The organism is Halorubrum sp. F4 (assembly GCF_027257195.1).
Taxonomy (GTDB): Archaea; Halobacteriota; Halobacteria; order Halobacteriales; family Haloferacaceae; genus Halorubrum.
Genome location: NZ_JAPDFS010000003.1, coordinates 67928 through 84849 on the forward strand (window position 1 = coordinate 67928; position 16922 = coordinate 84849).

The 16922-nt window shown below is 67.8% G+C and carries 18 protein-coding genes; 6 read left to right on the forward strand and 12 right to left on the reverse strand.

The features are described 5' to 3' along the window. The 5 genes from OKW78_RS08665 to purE form a co-directional block, all read right to left on the reverse strand. A partial coding sequence (locus tag OKW78_RS08665) for an NADH-quinone oxidoreductase subunit C (RefSeq protein WP_281194793.1) occupies nucleotides 1–1230 on the reverse strand: 1230 nt, incomplete at its 3' end. Further along, the gene (locus tag OKW78_RS08670; protein WP_256411995.1) at nucleotides 1227–1925 is read right to left on the reverse strand and encodes an NADH-quinone oxidoreductase subunit B; all 699 of its coding nucleotides are present in this window, start codon (nucleotides 1923–1925) and stop codon (nucleotides 1227–1229) included. The genes OKW78_RS08670 and OKW78_RS08665, both read right to left, overlap by 4 nt. Then, nucleotides 1922–2341: an NADH-quinone oxidoreductase subunit A gene (locus tag OKW78_RS08675; RefSeq protein ID WP_281194794.1), complete on the reverse strand. Its 420-nt coding sequence runs from the start codon at nucleotides 2339–2341 to the stop codon at nucleotides 1922–1924. The genes OKW78_RS08670 and OKW78_RS08675 overlap by 4 nt, the downstream gene beginning before the upstream one ends. 130 nt (nucleotides 2342–2471) lie before the next feature. Next, nucleotides 2472–3716, reverse strand: coding sequence for a nitrate/nitrite transporter (locus OKW78_RS08680; protein ID WP_281194795.1), 1245 nt, complete (start codon nucleotides 3714–3716; stop codon nucleotides 2472–2474). A gap of 87 nt (nucleotides 3717–3803) precedes the next feature. Continuing rightward, a complete protein-coding gene (gene purE, locus OKW78_RS08685; protein WP_281194796.1) occupies nucleotides 3804–4421 on the reverse strand; it encodes a 5-(carboxyamino)imidazole ribonucleotide mutase in 618 nt (205 codons plus the stop codon). A gap of 192 nt (nucleotides 4422–4613) precedes the next feature. Between purE and OKW78_RS08690 the strand changes: the two genes are divergently transcribed. Both OKW78_RS08690 and OKW78_RS08695 read left to right on the forward strand, forming a co-directional pair. Then, nucleotides 4614–6572, forward strand: a complete 1959-nt coding sequence (locus OKW78_RS08690; protein ID WP_281194797.1) for a DUF87 domain-containing protein — start codon at nucleotides 4614–4616, stop codon at nucleotides 6570–6572. A 99-nt stretch (nucleotides 6573–6671) separates the two neighbouring features. Then, on the forward strand, nucleotides 6672–7418 hold the full coding sequence (locus OKW78_RS08695; RefSeq protein WP_281194798.1) for a universal stress protein: 747 nt from the start codon (nucleotides 6672–6674) through the stop codon (nucleotides 7416–7418). Between the two features lie 29 nt (nucleotides 7419–7447). On the opposite strand, the gene OKW78_RS08700 is transcribed toward OKW78_RS08695, so the two are convergent. The 6 genes from OKW78_RS08700 to pyk all read right to left on the reverse strand — a co-directional run bounded on the left by OKW78_RS08700 (nucleotide 7448) and on the right by pyk (nucleotide 13330). Further along, entirely contained in the window at nucleotides 7448–8203 is a 756-nt protein-coding gene (locus tag OKW78_RS08700) for an Lrp/AsnC family transcriptional regulator (protein ID WP_281194799.1), read from the reverse strand. 79 nt (nucleotides 8204–8282) lie between these two features. Further along, nucleotides 8283–9665, reverse strand: coding sequence for an APC family permease (locus OKW78_RS08705; protein ID WP_281194800.1), 1383 nt, complete (start codon nucleotides 9663–9665; stop codon nucleotides 8283–8285). A gap of 125 nt (nucleotides 9666–9790) precedes the next feature. After that, nucleotides 9791–10123, reverse strand: coding sequence for a hypothetical protein (locus OKW78_RS08710; protein ID WP_281194801.1), 333 nt, complete (start codon nucleotides 10121–10123; stop codon nucleotides 9791–9793). 296 nt (nucleotides 10124–10419) lie between these two features. Beyond that, nucleotides 10420–11085, reverse strand: coding sequence for an NfeD family protein (locus OKW78_RS08715; RefSeq protein WP_281194802.1), 666 nt, complete (start codon nucleotides 11083–11085; stop codon nucleotides 10420–10422). Between the two features lie 128 nt (nucleotides 11086–11213). Continuing rightward, a complete protein-coding gene (locus OKW78_RS08720) occupies nucleotides 11214–11444 on the reverse strand; it encodes a hypothetical protein (protein ID WP_281194803.1) in 231 nt (76 codons plus the stop codon). 125 nt (nucleotides 11445–11569) lie between these two features. Beyond that, entirely contained in the window at nucleotides 11570–13330 is a 1761-nt protein-coding gene (gene pyk / locus OKW78_RS08725; RefSeq protein ID WP_281194804.1) for a pyruvate kinase, read from the reverse strand. A 316-nt stretch (nucleotides 13331–13646) separates the two neighbouring features. On the opposite strand from pyk, the gene OKW78_RS08730 reads away from it, so the two are divergent. Together OKW78_RS08730 and OKW78_RS08735 are read left to right on the forward strand one after the other, a co-directional pair. Further along, complete coding sequence (locus OKW78_RS08730; RefSeq protein ID WP_281194805.1) at nucleotides 13647–14549, forward strand: hypothetical protein; 903 nt, start codon at nucleotides 13647–13649, stop codon at nucleotides 14547–14549. A 31-nt stretch (nucleotides 14550–14580) separates the two neighbouring features. Further along, nucleotides 14581–15342, forward strand: a complete 762-nt coding sequence (locus tag OKW78_RS08735; protein WP_281194806.1) for a methyltransferase domain-containing protein — start codon at nucleotides 14581–14583, stop codon at nucleotides 15340–15342. 35 nt (nucleotides 15343–15377) lie between these two features. Here the strand turns inward: OKW78_RS08735 and OKW78_RS08740 are convergent, their stop codons facing one another. Then, nucleotides 15378–16304, reverse strand: coding sequence for a sulfide-dependent adenosine diphosphate thiazole synthase (locus OKW78_RS08740; RefSeq protein WP_281194807.1), 927 nt, complete (start codon nucleotides 16302–16304; stop codon nucleotides 15378–15380). 204 nt (nucleotides 16305–16508) lie between these two features. Between OKW78_RS08740 and OKW78_RS08745 the strand changes: the two genes are divergently transcribed. Together OKW78_RS08745 and OKW78_RS08750 are read left to right on the forward strand one after the other, a co-directional pair. Beyond that, nucleotides 16509–16775, forward strand: a complete 267-nt coding sequence (locus OKW78_RS08745) for a 50S ribosomal protein L37ae (RefSeq protein ID WP_122105282.1) — start codon at nucleotides 16509–16511, stop codon at nucleotides 16773–16775. Further along, entirely contained in the window at nucleotides 16775–16909 is a 135-nt protein-coding gene (locus tag OKW78_RS08750; protein WP_007994536.1) for a DNA-directed RNA polymerase subunit P, read from the forward strand. The genes OKW78_RS08745 and OKW78_RS08750 overlap by 1 nt, the downstream gene beginning before the upstream one ends. Nucleotides 16910–16922: the final 13 nt, after the last annotated feature.

Sequence of the window (16922 nt, forward strand, 5' to 3'; positions counted from 1 at the left end):
ATCTACCCCCGACCCGCGGAGCACCGGCCCGGTCGCCCCGTACTCCTTGGCGACCTCCGGCGGCAGGATCCCCGTGTCGATCGTCCGCATCTGGAAGATCTCGTTTTCGGTGACGAGATCGTGGTACTCCTCGACGGAGCCGGGCAGCTGGTCGAGGAAGTCCCGCGTCTTCGAGAAGAACTCTCCGCGGGGTTCTGGGAGGTCCCAGACGACGCCGCCGAGCCGGAAGTAGTTGAACATCAACCGCTGGCCCGTCAGGTCTTCCAGCAGGTCCTGAACGCGCTCGCGGTCGTTGATCGCGTACATGAACGTCGCGGTGAAGTCGCCGTTCACGTCGAGCGCGAACGTCGCCAGCGCGAGCATGTGCGCCGCGATCCGACACATCTCCGCGCCCATGGTCCGGACCACCTGCGCGTACTCGGGGACCTCGATGTCGGCGAGGTCCTCGGCCGCCCGCGCGTACGCCCACTCGTTGAGCAGGCCCGCCGAGATGTAGTCCCAGCGATCGGGGTACGGCATGATCTGGTGGCGGTACGTGCCCGACTGGGCCATCTGCTCCTCACAGCGGTGGAGGTAGCCGATGTCCGGCTCCACGTCGATCACCTGCTCGCCGTCGAGGATCGTCTTCAGATGGAGGACGCCGTGGGTCGCCGGGTGGTGCGGTCCGATGTTGAGGAACATCGTGTCCGACTCGGCGTCACGGTGGTGGTCCTCGAGCGGGTTCGCGTGCTCCGGGAGCGTGGCGATCTGCGGGCGATCCCTGTCGTAGTCCATCGACAGCGGGTGGCCCTGCCACGTCTCTGGAAGGAGGATCCGGCGGAGGTCGGGGTGGTCGTCGTACTCGATCCCGATCAGGTCGTACGCCTCCCGCTCGTGCCAGTCCGCCGTGCGGAACACCGCTTCGCCCGACTCCGAGACCGGACGGTCCTTGTCCGCGGGGACGACGACGCTGACCTCCTGGGTCGGGTCGTCGAACTTCTTCAGGTGGTAGATCGATTCGTATCGGTTCTCGTACTCCTGAGCGGTGACGAGCGAGAGGTGGTCGTAGCCCGCCTCCGACTTCAGCGTCGAGAGGGTCTCCTGGACCGCGTCCGGCCGGATCACGAAGCCGGGCGCGTTCAGGTGGTCGTCGCGGTCGATGACGAGGTCGCCGAGCAGCATCTCCAGCTCGTCGGGGGTGCGCTCGGGGACTCCGTCCGTCTCTGTGGTGTCTGGTGCTTCGAGGCTCATGGTGAATCGGCGAAGTTGTACCGCATGACGAGTTCGTCCTCGTCGATCTGGTCGGCGAGCGTCTCGACGAGCTCGTCCTTCTCGAGGTCGGAGAACTCCTCTAGCTCGTACGGCTTCACCGTCACGGGGGCGGCCTCGCCGTTCGCGATGCGCTCCTGGAGCTTGACGACCCCGTAGACGAGTGCCTCCGGACGCGGCGGGCAGCCGGGGACGTGGATGTCGATCGGGATGACCTCCTCCGCGCCCTTGATCACGTTGTACCCCTCCTGGAACGGGCCGCCCGAGATGGTACACGAACCCATCCCGACGACGAACTTCGGCTCCGGCATCTGGTCGTAGACGCGCTTCATCCGCGGGGCGAACTTCGAGACGATGGTCCCGGGGACGATCATCACGTCCGCCTGTCGCGGCGACGCGCGGGGGACTCCGCTGCCGAAGCGGTCGAGGTCGTGTTTCACCGCGTACGTGTGCATCATTTCGATGCTACAGCAGGCGATCCCGAACTGCAGCATGAACATCGAGGAGCCACGACACCAGTTCAGGAACTTATCGAACTTGGTGAGAATGAAGGGCGAGGAACCGAACGCCTCCCGGAGCCGGGAGTTGAACCGGTCGCCCTGACCCTCCATGCGGCTGTCGCGGGTCTCGGTTACCACGCGCGATTCGTCGGTAATGAACGGTTGGTCGCTGCTCATGTGTTGAGGTCACGCTCCGTCTTCCTGCTGGCCGCACGGGAACTCCGGGCCCACTCGACCGCGCCGGTCCGCCACGCCCAGCCGAGTCCGATCGCGAGGATCCCGACGAAGGCCAACATCGGCCACAGCAGGTCGGCCATGGGGACGCCCGCCTCGATCGCCGGACGGTAGATGACGGCCCACGGGAACAGCAACACGGTCTCGATGTCGAAGACGACGAACAACAGCGCGACCATGTAATACTGGATGTTGAACCGGATCCGCGTCCCGCCCGTCGGGGTCTCGCCGGACTCGTAGGTAGTACTTTTACCGGTCTCAGGCACGCTCGGACGAAGCAACGCCGAAACCGTCATCATCCCGATCGGGATGAGGAGGCCGACGGCCGCCAAGGCGCCGATCGCTATCCAATCACTCATATAGGTCTCCGTAACGTCTTGGGGTTTGAACCGCCCCCTCATAAGCGTTGAGACTCGTGCGCGCGGGCTCTCGGGAACCGGTCTCCGGGCACCTATTCCCGCCGGATCCCGGCCGCGAGTGCGGTCCGAGCTACGTCCGTGTCGTCCGTCGAGGAAGGAACAGACAGCAGCCGGCGGCGACGAGGGCGAGCCCCGACGACAGGAGGAACACCTCGTCGAAGAGGCCGGCGTCCGCGAGGGCGCCGGCGACGACCGGGCTCCCCGCGCCGATACCCATGTACGCGGTCCGGAGCACGCCGAGTCCGGACCCGCGGACGGCCGACGGGAGGGCGGACGTGAGATACGAGAGCGTCGCCGTCGAGTAGCCGAGCAGGCCGCTGAGCCCGATCGTCAGGAGGGTCAACCCGGGAAGCGACGTCACGGAGGGAAGGACCGCGAGCGACACGGTCGCGACCGTCAACACGACGGGCAGCGTCCGCCGCGCGCCGTACAGGTCGTACGCGCGACCGGTCACGGGCTTGACCGCGACGCCCATGGCGAAGAACCCCCCGAACAGCAGCGTCGCCGTCGTCGGCGCGAGCCCCTTCACGTCGATCAGGTACGTGGGATAGAAGCCGGTGAACGCCTGCCAGGCACAGTAGGCGAGCGTCTGGATCGCCGTCACGACGATCACGGGCCGGGTTCGGAGCGCGCCGGCGACGGTTCGGCCCGTCTCGATCGCACGCCGCAGGGGGGCGGTCCCGGCCGAAGCGGCGGTTCCGGACCCGCCGTTCGGCTTCGGGAGCGTCACGAACAGGGCGGCCGCCGCGATCAGGAATCCCGGGATCGCGAACGCGAACCCGAACTGCCAGGCGAACGTGACGGCGAGGAAGCCGGCGAACGGCGGGAGCACGGTGTTCCCGAGGTCGCCGGCGGCCATCGTGATCCCGATCGCGGTTCCGTCGTTGTCGGGATAGACCGCCGACAGAATGGTGAACCGGGACACCCCGTACAGCGCCGTGCTCAGCCCGAAAAGCGCCGTCGCGGCGAACAGAAACTCGACGGCTTCGACGACGACGACCAACCCCAGTACGGCTCCGGAGACGAGCGTGCTCGCCACGAGCACCGCCCGCTCGCCGAACCGGTCCGAGAGGACTCCACCCGGAAGCTGTCCGACCGCGTACGCCAGCCACAACACGGTGAGCAGGAGGCCGGCCGTCGAGAGGGAGATCCCGTACGCGGTCCGGAGGTGCGGGATCACCGCCGGATAGACGAGTCGAACGCCGAGCGAGAGGAACCACCCGCCCGCGACGGCGATCAGGACCGGCGTCCGCGGGTCGCCACGGAGCCCGTCGACGCCCGTCACGATCCGCCGAACGATCGGTTCCACTGTCACTCGGGCGTGGTTGTCGTGGCGGTCATAAACCACGTCGGATCCCGGGGAAGCCGGCCGGATCCCGGGGAAGTCGACCGGGTCCGGTCGTCACTCCCCGTGTTTCTCGCGGAACCCCGCGATCCCCAGGTCGTGGAGGTCGGCGGAGACGCCGGCGACGCCGCCCTTGAGGTCCTCGTGGTACGTCACCAGCCGCTCCTCGATCTCGTCGTGTTCGCGCGCCAGCACCTGTGCGGCCGACAGCCCGGCGTTGAACGACTTGCCGGCGTCGACGGCGACGATCGGCGCGCCGGTCGGCATCCCGATCACGGAGTCCACGGACTTCTCCTGGACGGGAACCCCGATCACGGGGATCGGATACGCGAGCGACGCGGTCATGTTCGGGAGGTCCGCCGACTTCCCGCCCGCGCCGGCGACGATGACGTCCAGCCCGCGGTCCGCCGCGGTCTCGCCGTACGCGTACATGAGTTCGGGGGTGCGGTGTGCGGAGACGACGTAGCTCTCGAAGGTGAACCGGGCCTCCGGCGGCTCCGCGAAGTCGGTCTGTTCGGCGAACCCGAGCTCCGAGAGCGCGTCGTAGGCCCCCTCCATCGTGGGGAGGTCCGAGTCCGACCCCATGATGATCCCCACGTCGGGGGTCGTCTTCGGGTCGGCGTCCGCCGCCGCTTCCGTCTCGAGCCGGTCGATGAGGTCCTGGACCGTGGGCATGGATCCGGGATCGACCGGCGGGCTGTAAGTCGTTGCGGCTTCGTCCCGCTTGCGGTCGAAACGCTCCCCGCGGTCGGAACGCTCCCCGCGGCCGCCGACCTTCCCGCGTCCCGAGACGAACGAGGACGATCCGAGGCGATGGTGGACGATCCGAGGCGATGGTTTATCACGCGGGCGCTACCTGTCACGGGTATGGCCGAGCAGGAGACGATCCACGTCGCGGACGTCAGCGAGGGGATCGGCGGCGACGCGACGGCGGAACCGGGGTCGTCGGTGGAGCTTCCGGTCGTCGACGTGCTCACCGGCCGTTCCTTCATCACCGGCAAGAGCGGATCCGGGAAGAGCAACACCGCGAGCGTCGTGATCGAGAACCTGTTATCCAACGGGTTCCCGGTCATGATCGTCGACACGGACGGGGAGTATTACGGATTAAAGGAGGAGTACGAGATCCTTCACGCGGGCGCGGACGACGAGTGTGACATCGTCGTCTCGCCCGAACACGCCGAGAAGCTCGCGAACCTCGCCTTGGAACAGAACGTGCCGATCATCCTCGACGTCTCCGGCTATCTCGAGGAGGACACCGCGAACGAGCTGCTCTTGGAGGTCGTCAAACAGCTGTTCGCCAAGGAGAAGCGCCTGAAGAAGCCCTTCCTGCTCGTCGTCGAGGAGTGTCACGAGTACATCCCGGAGGGCGGCGGGATGGACGAGACGGGCAAGATGCTGATCAAGGTGGGCAAGCGCGGGCGGAAACACGGCCTCGGGATCGTCGGGATCAGCCAGCGGCCCGCGGACGTGAAGAAGGACTTCATCACCCAGTGCGACTGGCTCTGCTGGCACCGGCTCACCTGGGACAACGACACGAAGGTGGTCGGCCGAATCTTGGGCTCGAAGTACGCGAGCGCCGTCGAGGACTTAGGCGACGGCGAGGCCTTCCTGATGACCGACTGGGACGAGTCGATCCGCCGGATCCAGTTCCACCGCAAGGAGACGTTCGACGCCGGCGCGACCCCCGGACTCGACGATTTCGAGCGGCCGGAGCTCAAGTCGGTCTCGAGCGACCTCGTCGGGGAACTCCAGTCGATCTCCGACGAGAAGGCGCGCCACGAGTCCGAGCTGGCCGACCTCCGCCAGGAGCTCGAGAAGAAGGACCAGCGGATCCGCCAGCTCGAACGCGAGCTGGAGGAGGCCCGAGACCTGAGCGACATGGCCGACCAGTTCGCCCAGGCGCTCCTCGGCAAGGCGGAGGCACCCTATCGCGGGGGATCCGGACGGTCCGTCACCGCGGAGAAGCGGGCGCAGTCCGCACTCGGCGCGTACGACGGGGGGATCGAGGAGACCGCGGAAACCGCGAACGCGGCAGATACCCGGGAAACGCCCACGGGAGACGCGAATTCCGCCGGGATCGACGATGACTCCGGGGGTGGTGACGGGGAGAGCGAGGACGCCGCGGCGGGCGACGGCGACGCCACCGGCCAGGACGATTCGGACCGAGACGACGGCGAGGGCGGGCCGGCGGCCGACGTGGACCCCGTGACGCGCGCGGACGTGGCGGAGGGCGCGCTCCGGTTCGACGACGCGATCGAGCTCGGCACCCGCGAGGCGGTCATCGACGAGCTCCACGGGCGGATCGAGTCGCTTCCGGAGCTGTCACGCGGGATGTTGCGGCACTACCGACGCGAGGGCGTCTCCGATCCGGTGGCCGCCCACATCGACGCCGGCGGCGACGGCGACGCGGGCCACGCCTACAGCCGGCACCGCCCGATACGAAAGGCCGGGCTCATTCGCCACGCCGGGCGCGGACACTACGAGTACGCCGTCCCGGACCTGATCCGCGAGGCGTACGCCGACCGGCTGGACGAGGAGTCGGTTCGGGAGGTCGTCCGCGCGGTCGAAACCGCGTTCGTCCCGCCCGGAGAACGGGCGTATCCGCCGGACGCGACTCCGGAGGAGGTCGGAGAGGACGGACGGAACGAGGCGGCGGCAGAGGGAGTGAACGGAGAGCCGACCGAGGACGCGGGCTCGATCGGGATCGAGCGGGGAGGAGACGTCGAGACCCCGCCACACACCGGTGGGCTGAGCGATTCAGCCCGCCGGCTCGCGGAACGGGGATCCGAGAGGGAAGGGAAACGAACCGACGACGCCGAAAACTGACGGGAAGAACGCCCATTGGAACTCCCGTGACCACGTGTACGATGCCGATCGATCGGGGATCGGCGGTAGATACTTTCTCGTCGGTCACGGAGAAACGGTATGACCGACACGATCCTCGTTCCGGTCGAACTACCCGACCCCGAGCCGATCGCTCCGGTTCTCGTCCGGCACCTCGCCCCGCTTGACATCGTGGTCATGGGCCACTTCGAAGTCCCCGAACAGACTCCCTCGGAGGCGGCTCGCGATCAGTTCAAGCACGAAGCACAGGCGGCACTCGAGGAGGTCGCGGAGCCGTTCCGCGAGACGAGCCGTTCGGTCCGGACCCGCCTGGTGTTCGGAAAGGATCGGGCGACCGCGATAGATCGGATAATGCTCGAGGAGGACTGCGCGGCTGAACTCAATCCGGCCCCGACGGAGGGGATCCGACGGATCCTCGTTCCGATCCCGGCAGTTGCGGAGTTCTCCCGACTCCCGGCGTTCGTCAACGTGCTCTGTGAGGACTCGACCCGCGAAGTAACGCTGTTTCACGTCGCCGAGGACGGCGAGTCGCGGAAACACGCGGAATCGATCGTCGCCGAGACGCGCGAGGGGCTGATCGAGGCCGGATTGGACGCGGAACTGGTCGATACTCGCGTCGTCGAGGGCGAGGAACACGACGAGGAGATCCTCCGGTTCGCCGAGGAGTACGACGCCGTCGTGATGTACCAGGCGGAATCACGGCTGGGCGACCGGATATTCGGGACCCTACCGGATCGGATCGCCGACCGAACGGGCGATCCGGTGATCGTCGTTCGACGGGATTACGGACCCGACGGGCCGGAGAGCGACGGGGAAGGAGCGACGTAGACGAACGGAGACCGAGCCCGGCCGACCGATCACTCGGACGGGGTCGGGTCCAAGAACGGGTCCAAGGCTTCGTCCGTGGCGACGGCCTGCGGGATCAACGTGACGACGTCGTCCGCCTCGATGACGGTCGAGTCCTCGGGCTGGACGACCCGTCCGTCCCGTTCGATCGAGATCGGAATGACTTGCTCAGCGAGGATCCCGTTCTCGCGGGCCGTCTCGAGGCTCGAGCCGACGATCGGGGCCGCCTCGGCGACGGCCACCTCGAACACCTCGGTGCCGTCGCCGAGGGTCACGAGATCGGTCGCTTCCTCGGCGTCCGGGGCGTCGTCCGGACCGAAGGCGGTGTACGGGCTTCGGATCTCCGTTTGAACGAGTTCCTCGTCTTCGATCCGGATGTCCAGTTCCGAAAGCGACCGGGCGATCTCCCGGAGGTCCCGCGTGTCGTTTCCGACGGCAACGACCTGGAGGTCACGCCGACCGGCCATCAGAACGCGAACGTTGATCACGCCCGGAATCGACTGGGCCGCAAGCGCGAGTCGCTCGCGCTCGGCGGCAGGGACCGTACACATGTACAGCGAGGTCAGTCGTCCGCCCGCCCGCTCGAAGTCGACGGTGGCGGTGTACCCTTGGATGACGCCGGCCTCCTCGAGCCGGTCGATCCGGTTCCTGACGGTACCGGCGGAGACGTTGAGTCCCTCGGCGATCATCGGCGCGGAGGTGTTGCGTGCGTCCTCCATCAGCGCGTGGACGATGCGTCGGTCTATCTCGTCCAGTCGATACGTCATGCCCGAACCTCCGCGGAGACGACGCTTATCCGTTGTGCCTCGGGAGTTACCCGGGAATCGAGGAGGGCTCCCGGATCGATCATTTAGGCTCCGTCGAGGCGATCCCGTCGTCCTCCTCGCCGCGGCGGCGGTGAACGATCGTTCCGAGCGCGCCGGTCCGCTCGGTTCGGGAGCGACCGTAGACGAGATAGATCAGTGCGCTGCCGACGATGATCCCGATCGCTCCGAGGATCGGGACCGTTCCCATCTGTGTGAGCAGCCCGATCCCGGCGAGGAACCCGAACAGCTGAACGTAGGGATAGCCCGGAGCGATGAACCCCGGATCGTACGACGGGACGTCCGAGACGCGGAACGCCACGAGCGCCAGGTTCTCGAACGAGAAGACGAGGATCTGGAAGGCACTCGCCAGTTTCGCGAGTTCGATGACCGGGACGAACGCGATGAGAGAGACCAGCAGCGTTCCGGTGAGAAGCACCGAGTTTCGTGGCGTCTTGAACCGGGAGTCGATCCGCCCGAGTCCCGGCGGAAGCAGGTCGTCACGGCTCATCGCGAGCGGAAATCGGGAGGAGGACAACACCCCCGCGTTCGCCATGCTGGTGAGCGCCACGACGGCGATGACCGAGACGAAGACGACACCGAACCCGCCGAACAGCGTACCCGCGCCGTCGGCCATCGGCGTAAGCGACGCGGAACCCCCGGGACCGCCCGTGGTCAGCACGTCGGAGTCGCTCAGTCCGATGATCGCGCCGACCACCGCGACGTACAGGACCGTCATGATCGCCATCGATCCGAGCATCGCCCGCGGGAGGTTCCGGCGGGGGTCCTTCACCTCCTCGGCGACGCTGGCGACCTTCGTGACGCCGGCATACGAGACGAACACGAACGCGGCCGCGGTGACCACCCCCATCCGTCCGTGGGTCGTGAACGGCGTGTACGACGACGAATCGATCGCGAAACCGGCGTTGACCGTGTACGCCAACAACCCGACGACGACGACGGTGACGACGGCCGCCTGGATCGTTCCGCTGAGTTTCGTCCCTGAGACGTTCAACATCACGACCAGTGCACCCAGCCCGAGTGCGACGTACACGACTGCAGCCTGTGAGATCGGTGCGAAAAGAAGGAGATACGCGCCGAGCCCGACGAGCGCGAACGAGCTCTTGAACACGAGCGAGAACCACGCGCCGATTCCGGCGATCGTCCCGAAGAACGGCCCAAGCGCGCGATCGATGTAGAGATACGTCCCGCCGGATTCCGGCATCGCCGTCGCCATCTCCGCTTTCGATAGCGCCGCAGGCAACACGACGAGCGCGGCCAGCAGGTACGCGAGTATCACCGCTGGCCCGGCCTTCGAGTAACCCAGTGCCGGCAACACGAAGATACCGCTCCCGATCATCGCTCCCATGCTGATCATCATGGTCGGATACAATCCGAGGCTCCGATCGAGGTCGTGTTCAGTCATGTGTATATAACACAATTATGCTTCACCGATATATGTTCTTCGGATCGCTGAATATGATGGGGTAGATGTTACTGATCCAGAAGCGTATTGTCGCTATCGCGGCCGAAGGCGACGAACCGGGAACGCTATCGATCGCCCGGGAGGAGACGCGCGACCGTCGAGCGGACCGCCGACCAGACGTCGTCCGACGTCTCCGTGCGTTCCTCGGAGAGCCGACGGTCCTTCTCCTCGAGAAGTCGTTCGTACCGCTCGATGACGTACCGCAAGTGTCGGTCCCTGCGTTCGATCTCGGCTTCCAGACGCGCGATCTCGTCGTCGATCGACTCCGTCTCGTCCGGGGAGCGATCCGCGTCAAGGAAGCGGTCTTCATCCGAAGACCCGTCGTCGCGGTCGGACCGGCCGGAACCCCGATCCGGGAAGTTCCCCTCTCGATTCGACGGGCCGCTTCGTCGGTCCACGGGACGTTTCCGATCGGGTGGATCGCTTCGGGCCGCCGAGATCGGACCGATAGGGGCTCCCGATGCGTACCGCTCGCTACCGTCCGGCTCGCTTCGACCGGGGGCGCTCTCGACGGAGGGGTCGGAGATCATGTGTCGAGATAGCATATACCTCATCGACGCGCATAAATGTCAGTCAGACGAGCGTCATTCTCTCGTCGGATGCACACTCGACCACCCGTCCGGTTCCATCGCTCCGGCGGTCCCGGGTCCCCTAGTCGGCGGTCCTTCCTCCGACGCTCCCGCCGATCGGAGAACTACCGGGAGCGGTCGCGCTCCGCGTCGACCTCTGCCGCCGCGGTCTCCGTGACGTCCGAGTCGGCGTCCTCGCTCGGCTCGCCGGCGGCTTCCGCGGTGCCGTCGTCGGCGTCCGCTTCCTTTCGGGCTCGGTCGGCGGCGAGTTCGCGGTCGATGTCGTCCTCGACGTACGTCATCGATTGGACGGTGACGACGTTGCCGCCGCCGGGATCGACGACCATGACCTCCTCGCCCTCCTCGATGGTGCCCTCGATGGAGCGCGCCGAGTAGTGCGGGTTGAAGCCGCCGCCCTCGAGTTTCACCTGCCCGCCCCGCGGGGTCACGGTCTCCGAGACGGTTCCGAGTTTCCCCTTCAGGCTGTCGCTGTCGCTGGTCTGGGCCTGTCCCTTCCCGCCGTAGAGGTCGAACTCGTGGTAGCCGTAGAACGCGGCCGCGCCGAACACGAGGGTGAGGATCGCCATCACGAACACCAGGCCGCCGAAGGCGACGCCGAGGGTCGCGAGCAGTAGCCCGCCAAGTCCCGCGCCGATGAGCGCGATGCCGACGACGATGAAGTTCGCACCCGGCGCGAGCGCCTCCGCCATCGCCAACAGAAGCCCCGCCGTCAACAACAGCAGCGGAAGCGTGTCCGGACCGATCAGGCCCGCCTGGAAGAGCACGTCCATGCGCCGCTATACGGCTGGGAGGCGGATAAGTTGTGGTACGACGAAGTCCCGCGGGGGACGACGGAGCACCACGGAACGTCCCCAACGGCTCACCCGAGGAGCGGACGAGAGATCCCGGAGGACGACGTTCAGAAGCCGAACACGAACACGCCGACGACGAGCGCGACCCCGAGGACGACGAACGCGGCGTGTTCGGCGTCGATGGATCCCGGCTCGATCGGCTCGCTCTCGGGCGTCGACGTGTCCTCGGTCACCCCGTCCGGGCCCACGTCGTCGATGCCGAAGCGCCACTCTCGACCGTCATCGTCGCCGTCGTCACGGACCTCGTTCGCCCGGCTTCGAGTGTCGTCGCCGCTCATGGCCGTGATAGACGCGTGCCCGATAAATGGCTGGCGGGTGGGACTCGACGGAGACGACTCGACCGATGCAACTCGTCGGGCGCGACTCGACGGACGCGATTCAACGGGCGAACCCCGATCGAGCGTTATCGTCGCCGGGCCGGCGCGATCACGTCCCCGTCGTACACGACGCCGCGCTCGCCGTCGAGCGTCAGCGTGGTCCCGTCAGCGACGGAGTCGGGTATCGTCACGCCGGAGACCATCGGCACGCCCAGCTCGCGGGCGACGACGGCGGGGTAGCCGGTCATTCCGGGGCGGGCGTCGACGATCCCGGCGATTCGGTCGAGGTCGCCGGTGAACTCGCCCTCGAAGTCGGGTCCGAGCGCGACGATCGATCCCTCCGGAACCGCGGAGAGGTCGCCGTCGGCGCTCCGGCGGACCGGCGCGGCCACGCGGCCGGCGACGACCGCCTTCCCGGTGGCGACCGTCTCGGCCGCGATGTGGACCTTCAGCGTGTTCGTGGTGTTCGTCCCCTCGAGTTCGGTCAACATCCCCGAGAGGACCACGAGCGTGTCGCCGGAGGCGGCCGCGCCCGTGTCGAGGGCGGCGTCGACCGCGTTGTCGAGGACGGTCTCCATGTCGTGGGCGTACTCGGTGGTGACCGGCTGGACGCCCCACGACAGCGCGAGCTGGCGGCGCACGCGGTCGTCCGGCGTGGTCGCGACCACCGGAACGCCCGGGCGGAACATGGCCGTCTTCCGGGCGGTGTAGCCGGACTCGGAGACCGCGACGACGGTCGACGCGCCGATGTCGCGCGCGAGGTAGCGCGCCGAGCGCGCCAGCGCCTCGGTTCGGGAGTCGGCGGCGGCGGTCGGCACCCGCTGTTCGCGCGTCTCGGCGTACTCCTCGCTCGTCTCGACCTCGCGGACGATCCGGTCCATCGTCTCGACGACCCGGATCGGGTGGTCGCCGATGGCGGTCTCGCCCGAGAGCATCACCGCGTCGGTCCCGTCGAGGACCGCGTTGGCGACGTCCGAGGCCTCCGCGCGGGTGGGCCGTCGGGAGCGGACCATCGAATCCAACATCTCGGTCGCCGTGATCACCGGAACGCCACGGTCGACGCAGGTGCGGATGATCCGTTTCTGGATCATGGGCACGTCCTCGAGCGGACACTCGACGCCGAGGTCGCCGCGGGCGACCATGACCCCGTCGGCGGCGTCGACGATGCCCGAGAGGTTCTCGACCGCCCCGGCGCGCTCGATCTTCGCTATCACCGGAATGTCGTCGCCGCCGTACTCCTCGAGGCGGTCGGCGATCCGGTAGACGTCGTCCGCGTCGCGGACGAACGAGGCGGCGACGAAGTCGGCGTCCGCGCGTGCGGCGAGCCGGAGTTCCTCCTCGTCCTCCGGCGTGATGAGGTCGACGTCGATCGCGACTCCCGGGAGGTTGACCCCCTTTCGAGAGCCGAGTTCGCCCCCGGAGACCACCCGCGAGACGACCGAACCGTCCCCGTCGACTCGCTCGACGCGGCACTCGATCCGGCCGTCGTCCAGGAGGATCGTGTCGCCGGAAGCCGCCGCGGCGATCGAGTGGGTGAGCCCGACGCGCTCGGGCGTCGCGTCCGTGCCCTCGTGGAACGTCACCTCGGCGTCGGTCTCGATCGTGATCGGCTCGTCGATCTCGGCGGTTCGAACCTCGGGGCCCTTCAGGTCGACCATCACCGCGAGCGGGTCGTCGATCGCGTCGTCGACGTCGCGGACGCGTTCGATGACGTCCTCGCGGTGGGCCGTCGTCCCGTGGCTGGCGTTGAGTCGGGCGACCGACATCCCCGCGGCGGCGAGACCGCGGATCGCGTCCCGGTCGTCCGACGCCGGACCCAGCGTACAGACGATCTTGGCGTTTCGCATACCCTTCGTTCGGTGCAGCCCCGGAAAAAGCCACACGGTCGAGCCGCGATCAGTGCGATAGAAGAAACCGCACATAGAGGCGTCCAGGAACCTCAATACGGACGAACGACGAGAAACGATCCGGGTCGATCACGACGGATTCGCGGTCGCACGGCGGGTCGAATACCGGTCCCGGCGGGACACCGATCGAACCGGCGATGCATCGATCCGGTCGTTCGTCCACCGACCGAGTCGGGCGCCGTTCGGACCGTCGTGCGACACGAAATGTCATCTGGAACGAAATACATATGAACTTACTAACACTGTGGATCGACGAATGGAAGGCCTCGCCTCGGCTCGATCCCGTGACGCGCTCGCGTTCTCCGTTCTCGACAGCGAGGTCAGGCTCGCCATCCTCGATTCGCTGTACGAACGGACGGTCGCGTCCGGACCGCTCGCGGGCAACGCCACGTACTCGACGATCAAAGCCGACGTCGGCGTCGAGGACAGCGGCCGGTTCAGTTACCACCTCGACAAGCTCACCGACCGTTTCGTCACGAAGACCGAGACCGGGTATCGGCTCGCGGAGCCCGGCCGGGAGGTGATCCGGCTCCGGCGAACCGGCGCGTTCACCGACGATCCCAGCGTCGAGGCCACGCGGATCGACGGGAAGTGTTACCGCTGTGGAGGGGGCATCCAGGCCTTCTATCGCAGGGGGTATCTCGTGACGCAGTGTCGGGAGTGTATCGGACTGATCGATCACGAACTCGTCGCCAACGGAACGCTCGCATCGCTCTCGTACCCGCCGTCGGGCGTGTCGGGGATCGACATCGAGACCGCTTTCGAACGCTCGCATCTCCGGTCGGCGCACACCTTTCGATCGATGGCCGACGGGTTCTGTCCGAACTGCGGACACGACGTGGCGATCACGCTCCCGCCCGCGGACGGCGAGAATCCGGGGGACGACGGATACGGGTTCCGTCACGTGAACTACGACGGATTGATCCGGTTCGCGTGTACCCACTGCGGACGCCGCCACATTGCACACCCGCTCTACGCCGTCGGCGACCGGGGGGCGATGGCCGACTTCTTCACGACGAACGGGATCGATCCCGGCTGGGATCGCATCGCCACGGTGATGTCGTGGCCGGTCACGGTCGGGGACGCGGAGCTCGTCTTCGAGGCGCCGGACGGGGTCCGGTTCCGGGTCGACGACGAACTCGAGGTCCGCCGGGAATGAGCCGCGTGCCGACTCGCGGGGCGAGGAAGCCGTGATCGGACCCGCGACCACGGCGCCGTACACGCGCCACGCCGGGCTCTACGACCGGATCGCCGCCGATACGCCGCTCGTCGGCGGGCTCCGCCGGCGGATCGTCGACGTGCTCGATCCGGGGCGCGGCGACGTCGTCGTCGAGATGGGGTGTGGAACCGGCGCGAACCTGTCGCTTCTCCGCGAGCGAGCCGGTCCGGGCGGAACCGTGATCGGACTCGACGTCTCGGCCGGGATGCTCGACCGCGCTCGTGGCCGGATCGAACGGGCGGGCTGGCGGAACGTCCACGTCGCCCGCGCGGACGCGAGACGGCCGCCGATGCCGGCAGGAACCGATATCGACGACGGGATCGAGGAGTTCCGATCGCTCGAGGTCGATGCGGTGCTCGCGACGTTTCTCACCGGCACGTTCGAGGACCCCACGAGCGCGGTCGACGGGTGGTGTCGTCTCGTTGCCGACGCGGGAACCGAAACGAAGCGACCCCGGCACCGGCGGCCGGGTCGAGTCTGTATCGCGGGGCTCGCACGGAGCACCCGACCGCTCGGCCGCCTCCTCAATCCGGCGTTCGCCGGGATCGTCCGGGCCGTGGCTCCGGCGGGATGGGACGACCGAGGGGCCCGGAAGCGTCGAGCGGTCGAGGTCCTCGACGCGCGGGCGCTGGCCGCCCACCGCGGGATCCACGAGCGGTGTTCGGACGCGACCACGACGCGCGAGATCGCGGGGTTCGCGCGGGTCACCGCGGGCACGGTCGATCCGAGCTAGATCGACCGAAACGGGGGGTCGAAGCCGGTCGTCGGTCAGTCGTCGGCAGGGGCGGGCCGCGAGGAGAGTTCGACGTCGCCGGCGTCGACGCCGAGCTCGTCGAGTGCGGCCTGTGCCGCGCGCTTGCCGGAGACGAGCATCGCGCCGAAGGTCGGCCCCATCCGCGGGAGCCCGTAGGCCGTCGCGACCGCCATGCCGCTCGCGACGAGCCCGTCGTGGACGACGCCGGTGTGTTCGACGACCGCGTCCTCGCTCTCGCCGACCCACATCGAGTCGTGGCCCGGCGAGTCGTGGCCCGGCGCGCCGTACTCGTCGTCGCCCGTCGCGTCCATCCCCCCGTCGTGCTCGTTGGCGTGTTCGATCCCGGGCGCGGAGAACACGCCGCGCTCGTCGAGCTTGGAGATCGCGACCGCCTCGTGACCGGTGGCGTCGATCACCACGTCGGCCTCCACCGCGATCGGGTCGACGCAGGTGATCTCCCGCGGGAGCGCGTGGACGGGCGTCCAGTTCATCACGATCCCGCCGACGCGGTGGTCCTCGCGGACGACGAGGTCGGTGAACTCGGTCATGTTCTGGATCTTGGCTCCCGCGTCGCAGGCCGCCTTGATCAGTCCGGAACACGCCGTCGGTCCGTTGGCGACGTAGAGGTCCTCGACGCCGTCGGCGGGCTCGAAGTCGACGCCGAGGTCGGCGAGCACCTCCTGGGCGGGGTCGCGGACGGTCACCTTGTTCATGAGGAAGCCGCCGAGCCAGAAGCCGCCGCCGAGGTAGTTGTTCTTCTCGACGACCATCACCTTCACGCCGCGGTCGGCGAGCTCCTTCGCCGCCATCAGTCCGGACGGGCCGCCCCCGATCACGATGGCATCGCTTTCGGAGAACTCGAGGAACTCCTCGGACCAGTCCCGACCGATGGCGCGCGTTACGTCCGTCTCGCTCACGTCGCTGAAGCCGTCGAACTCCATGGTACGACCGAGTAATATCACTAAGTTGTATTAGTCGTTGTGGTGGAAACCGCTCGGGTTACCGCGAGGAGAGCGAGCGGCCATCGGGAAGAGAACGAACGGGAGCGGCCATCGAGTGGAGAACGAACGGAACGCGCCACGGAGACGCACGGGCGTGGCCGACTCGTAGCCTTTTTACGCACGCTCGGGGTATTCGGGCACACTATGGCTGAGGACAAGGCACGAAGCACCGGCAGCGCGGGCCGATTCGGGGCCCGGTACGGCCGCGTCGCCAGAAAGCGGGTCAAGGACATCGAAGCGGAGATGCGCAACGCGACCGTCGACGGCGACGACGTCAAGCGCGTCGGCACCGGCATCTGGGTGAACGAGGAGACGGGCGAGACGTTCACCGGCGGGGCCTACCGCCCCGAGACTCCCGGCGGTCGGACCGTCCGCCGCTCCATCCGCGCCGCGCTCGCCGACGAGGAATAATGAGTTACAAGTGTTCCCGCTGTAAGCGCGACGTCACGCTCGACGAGTACGGCGGCGTCCGCTGTCCCTACTGTGGCCACCGCGTCCTCCTGAAGGAGCGCGGCGGCGACATCAAGGAAGTCGACGTCGAGTAGCCGGACCCCCGCC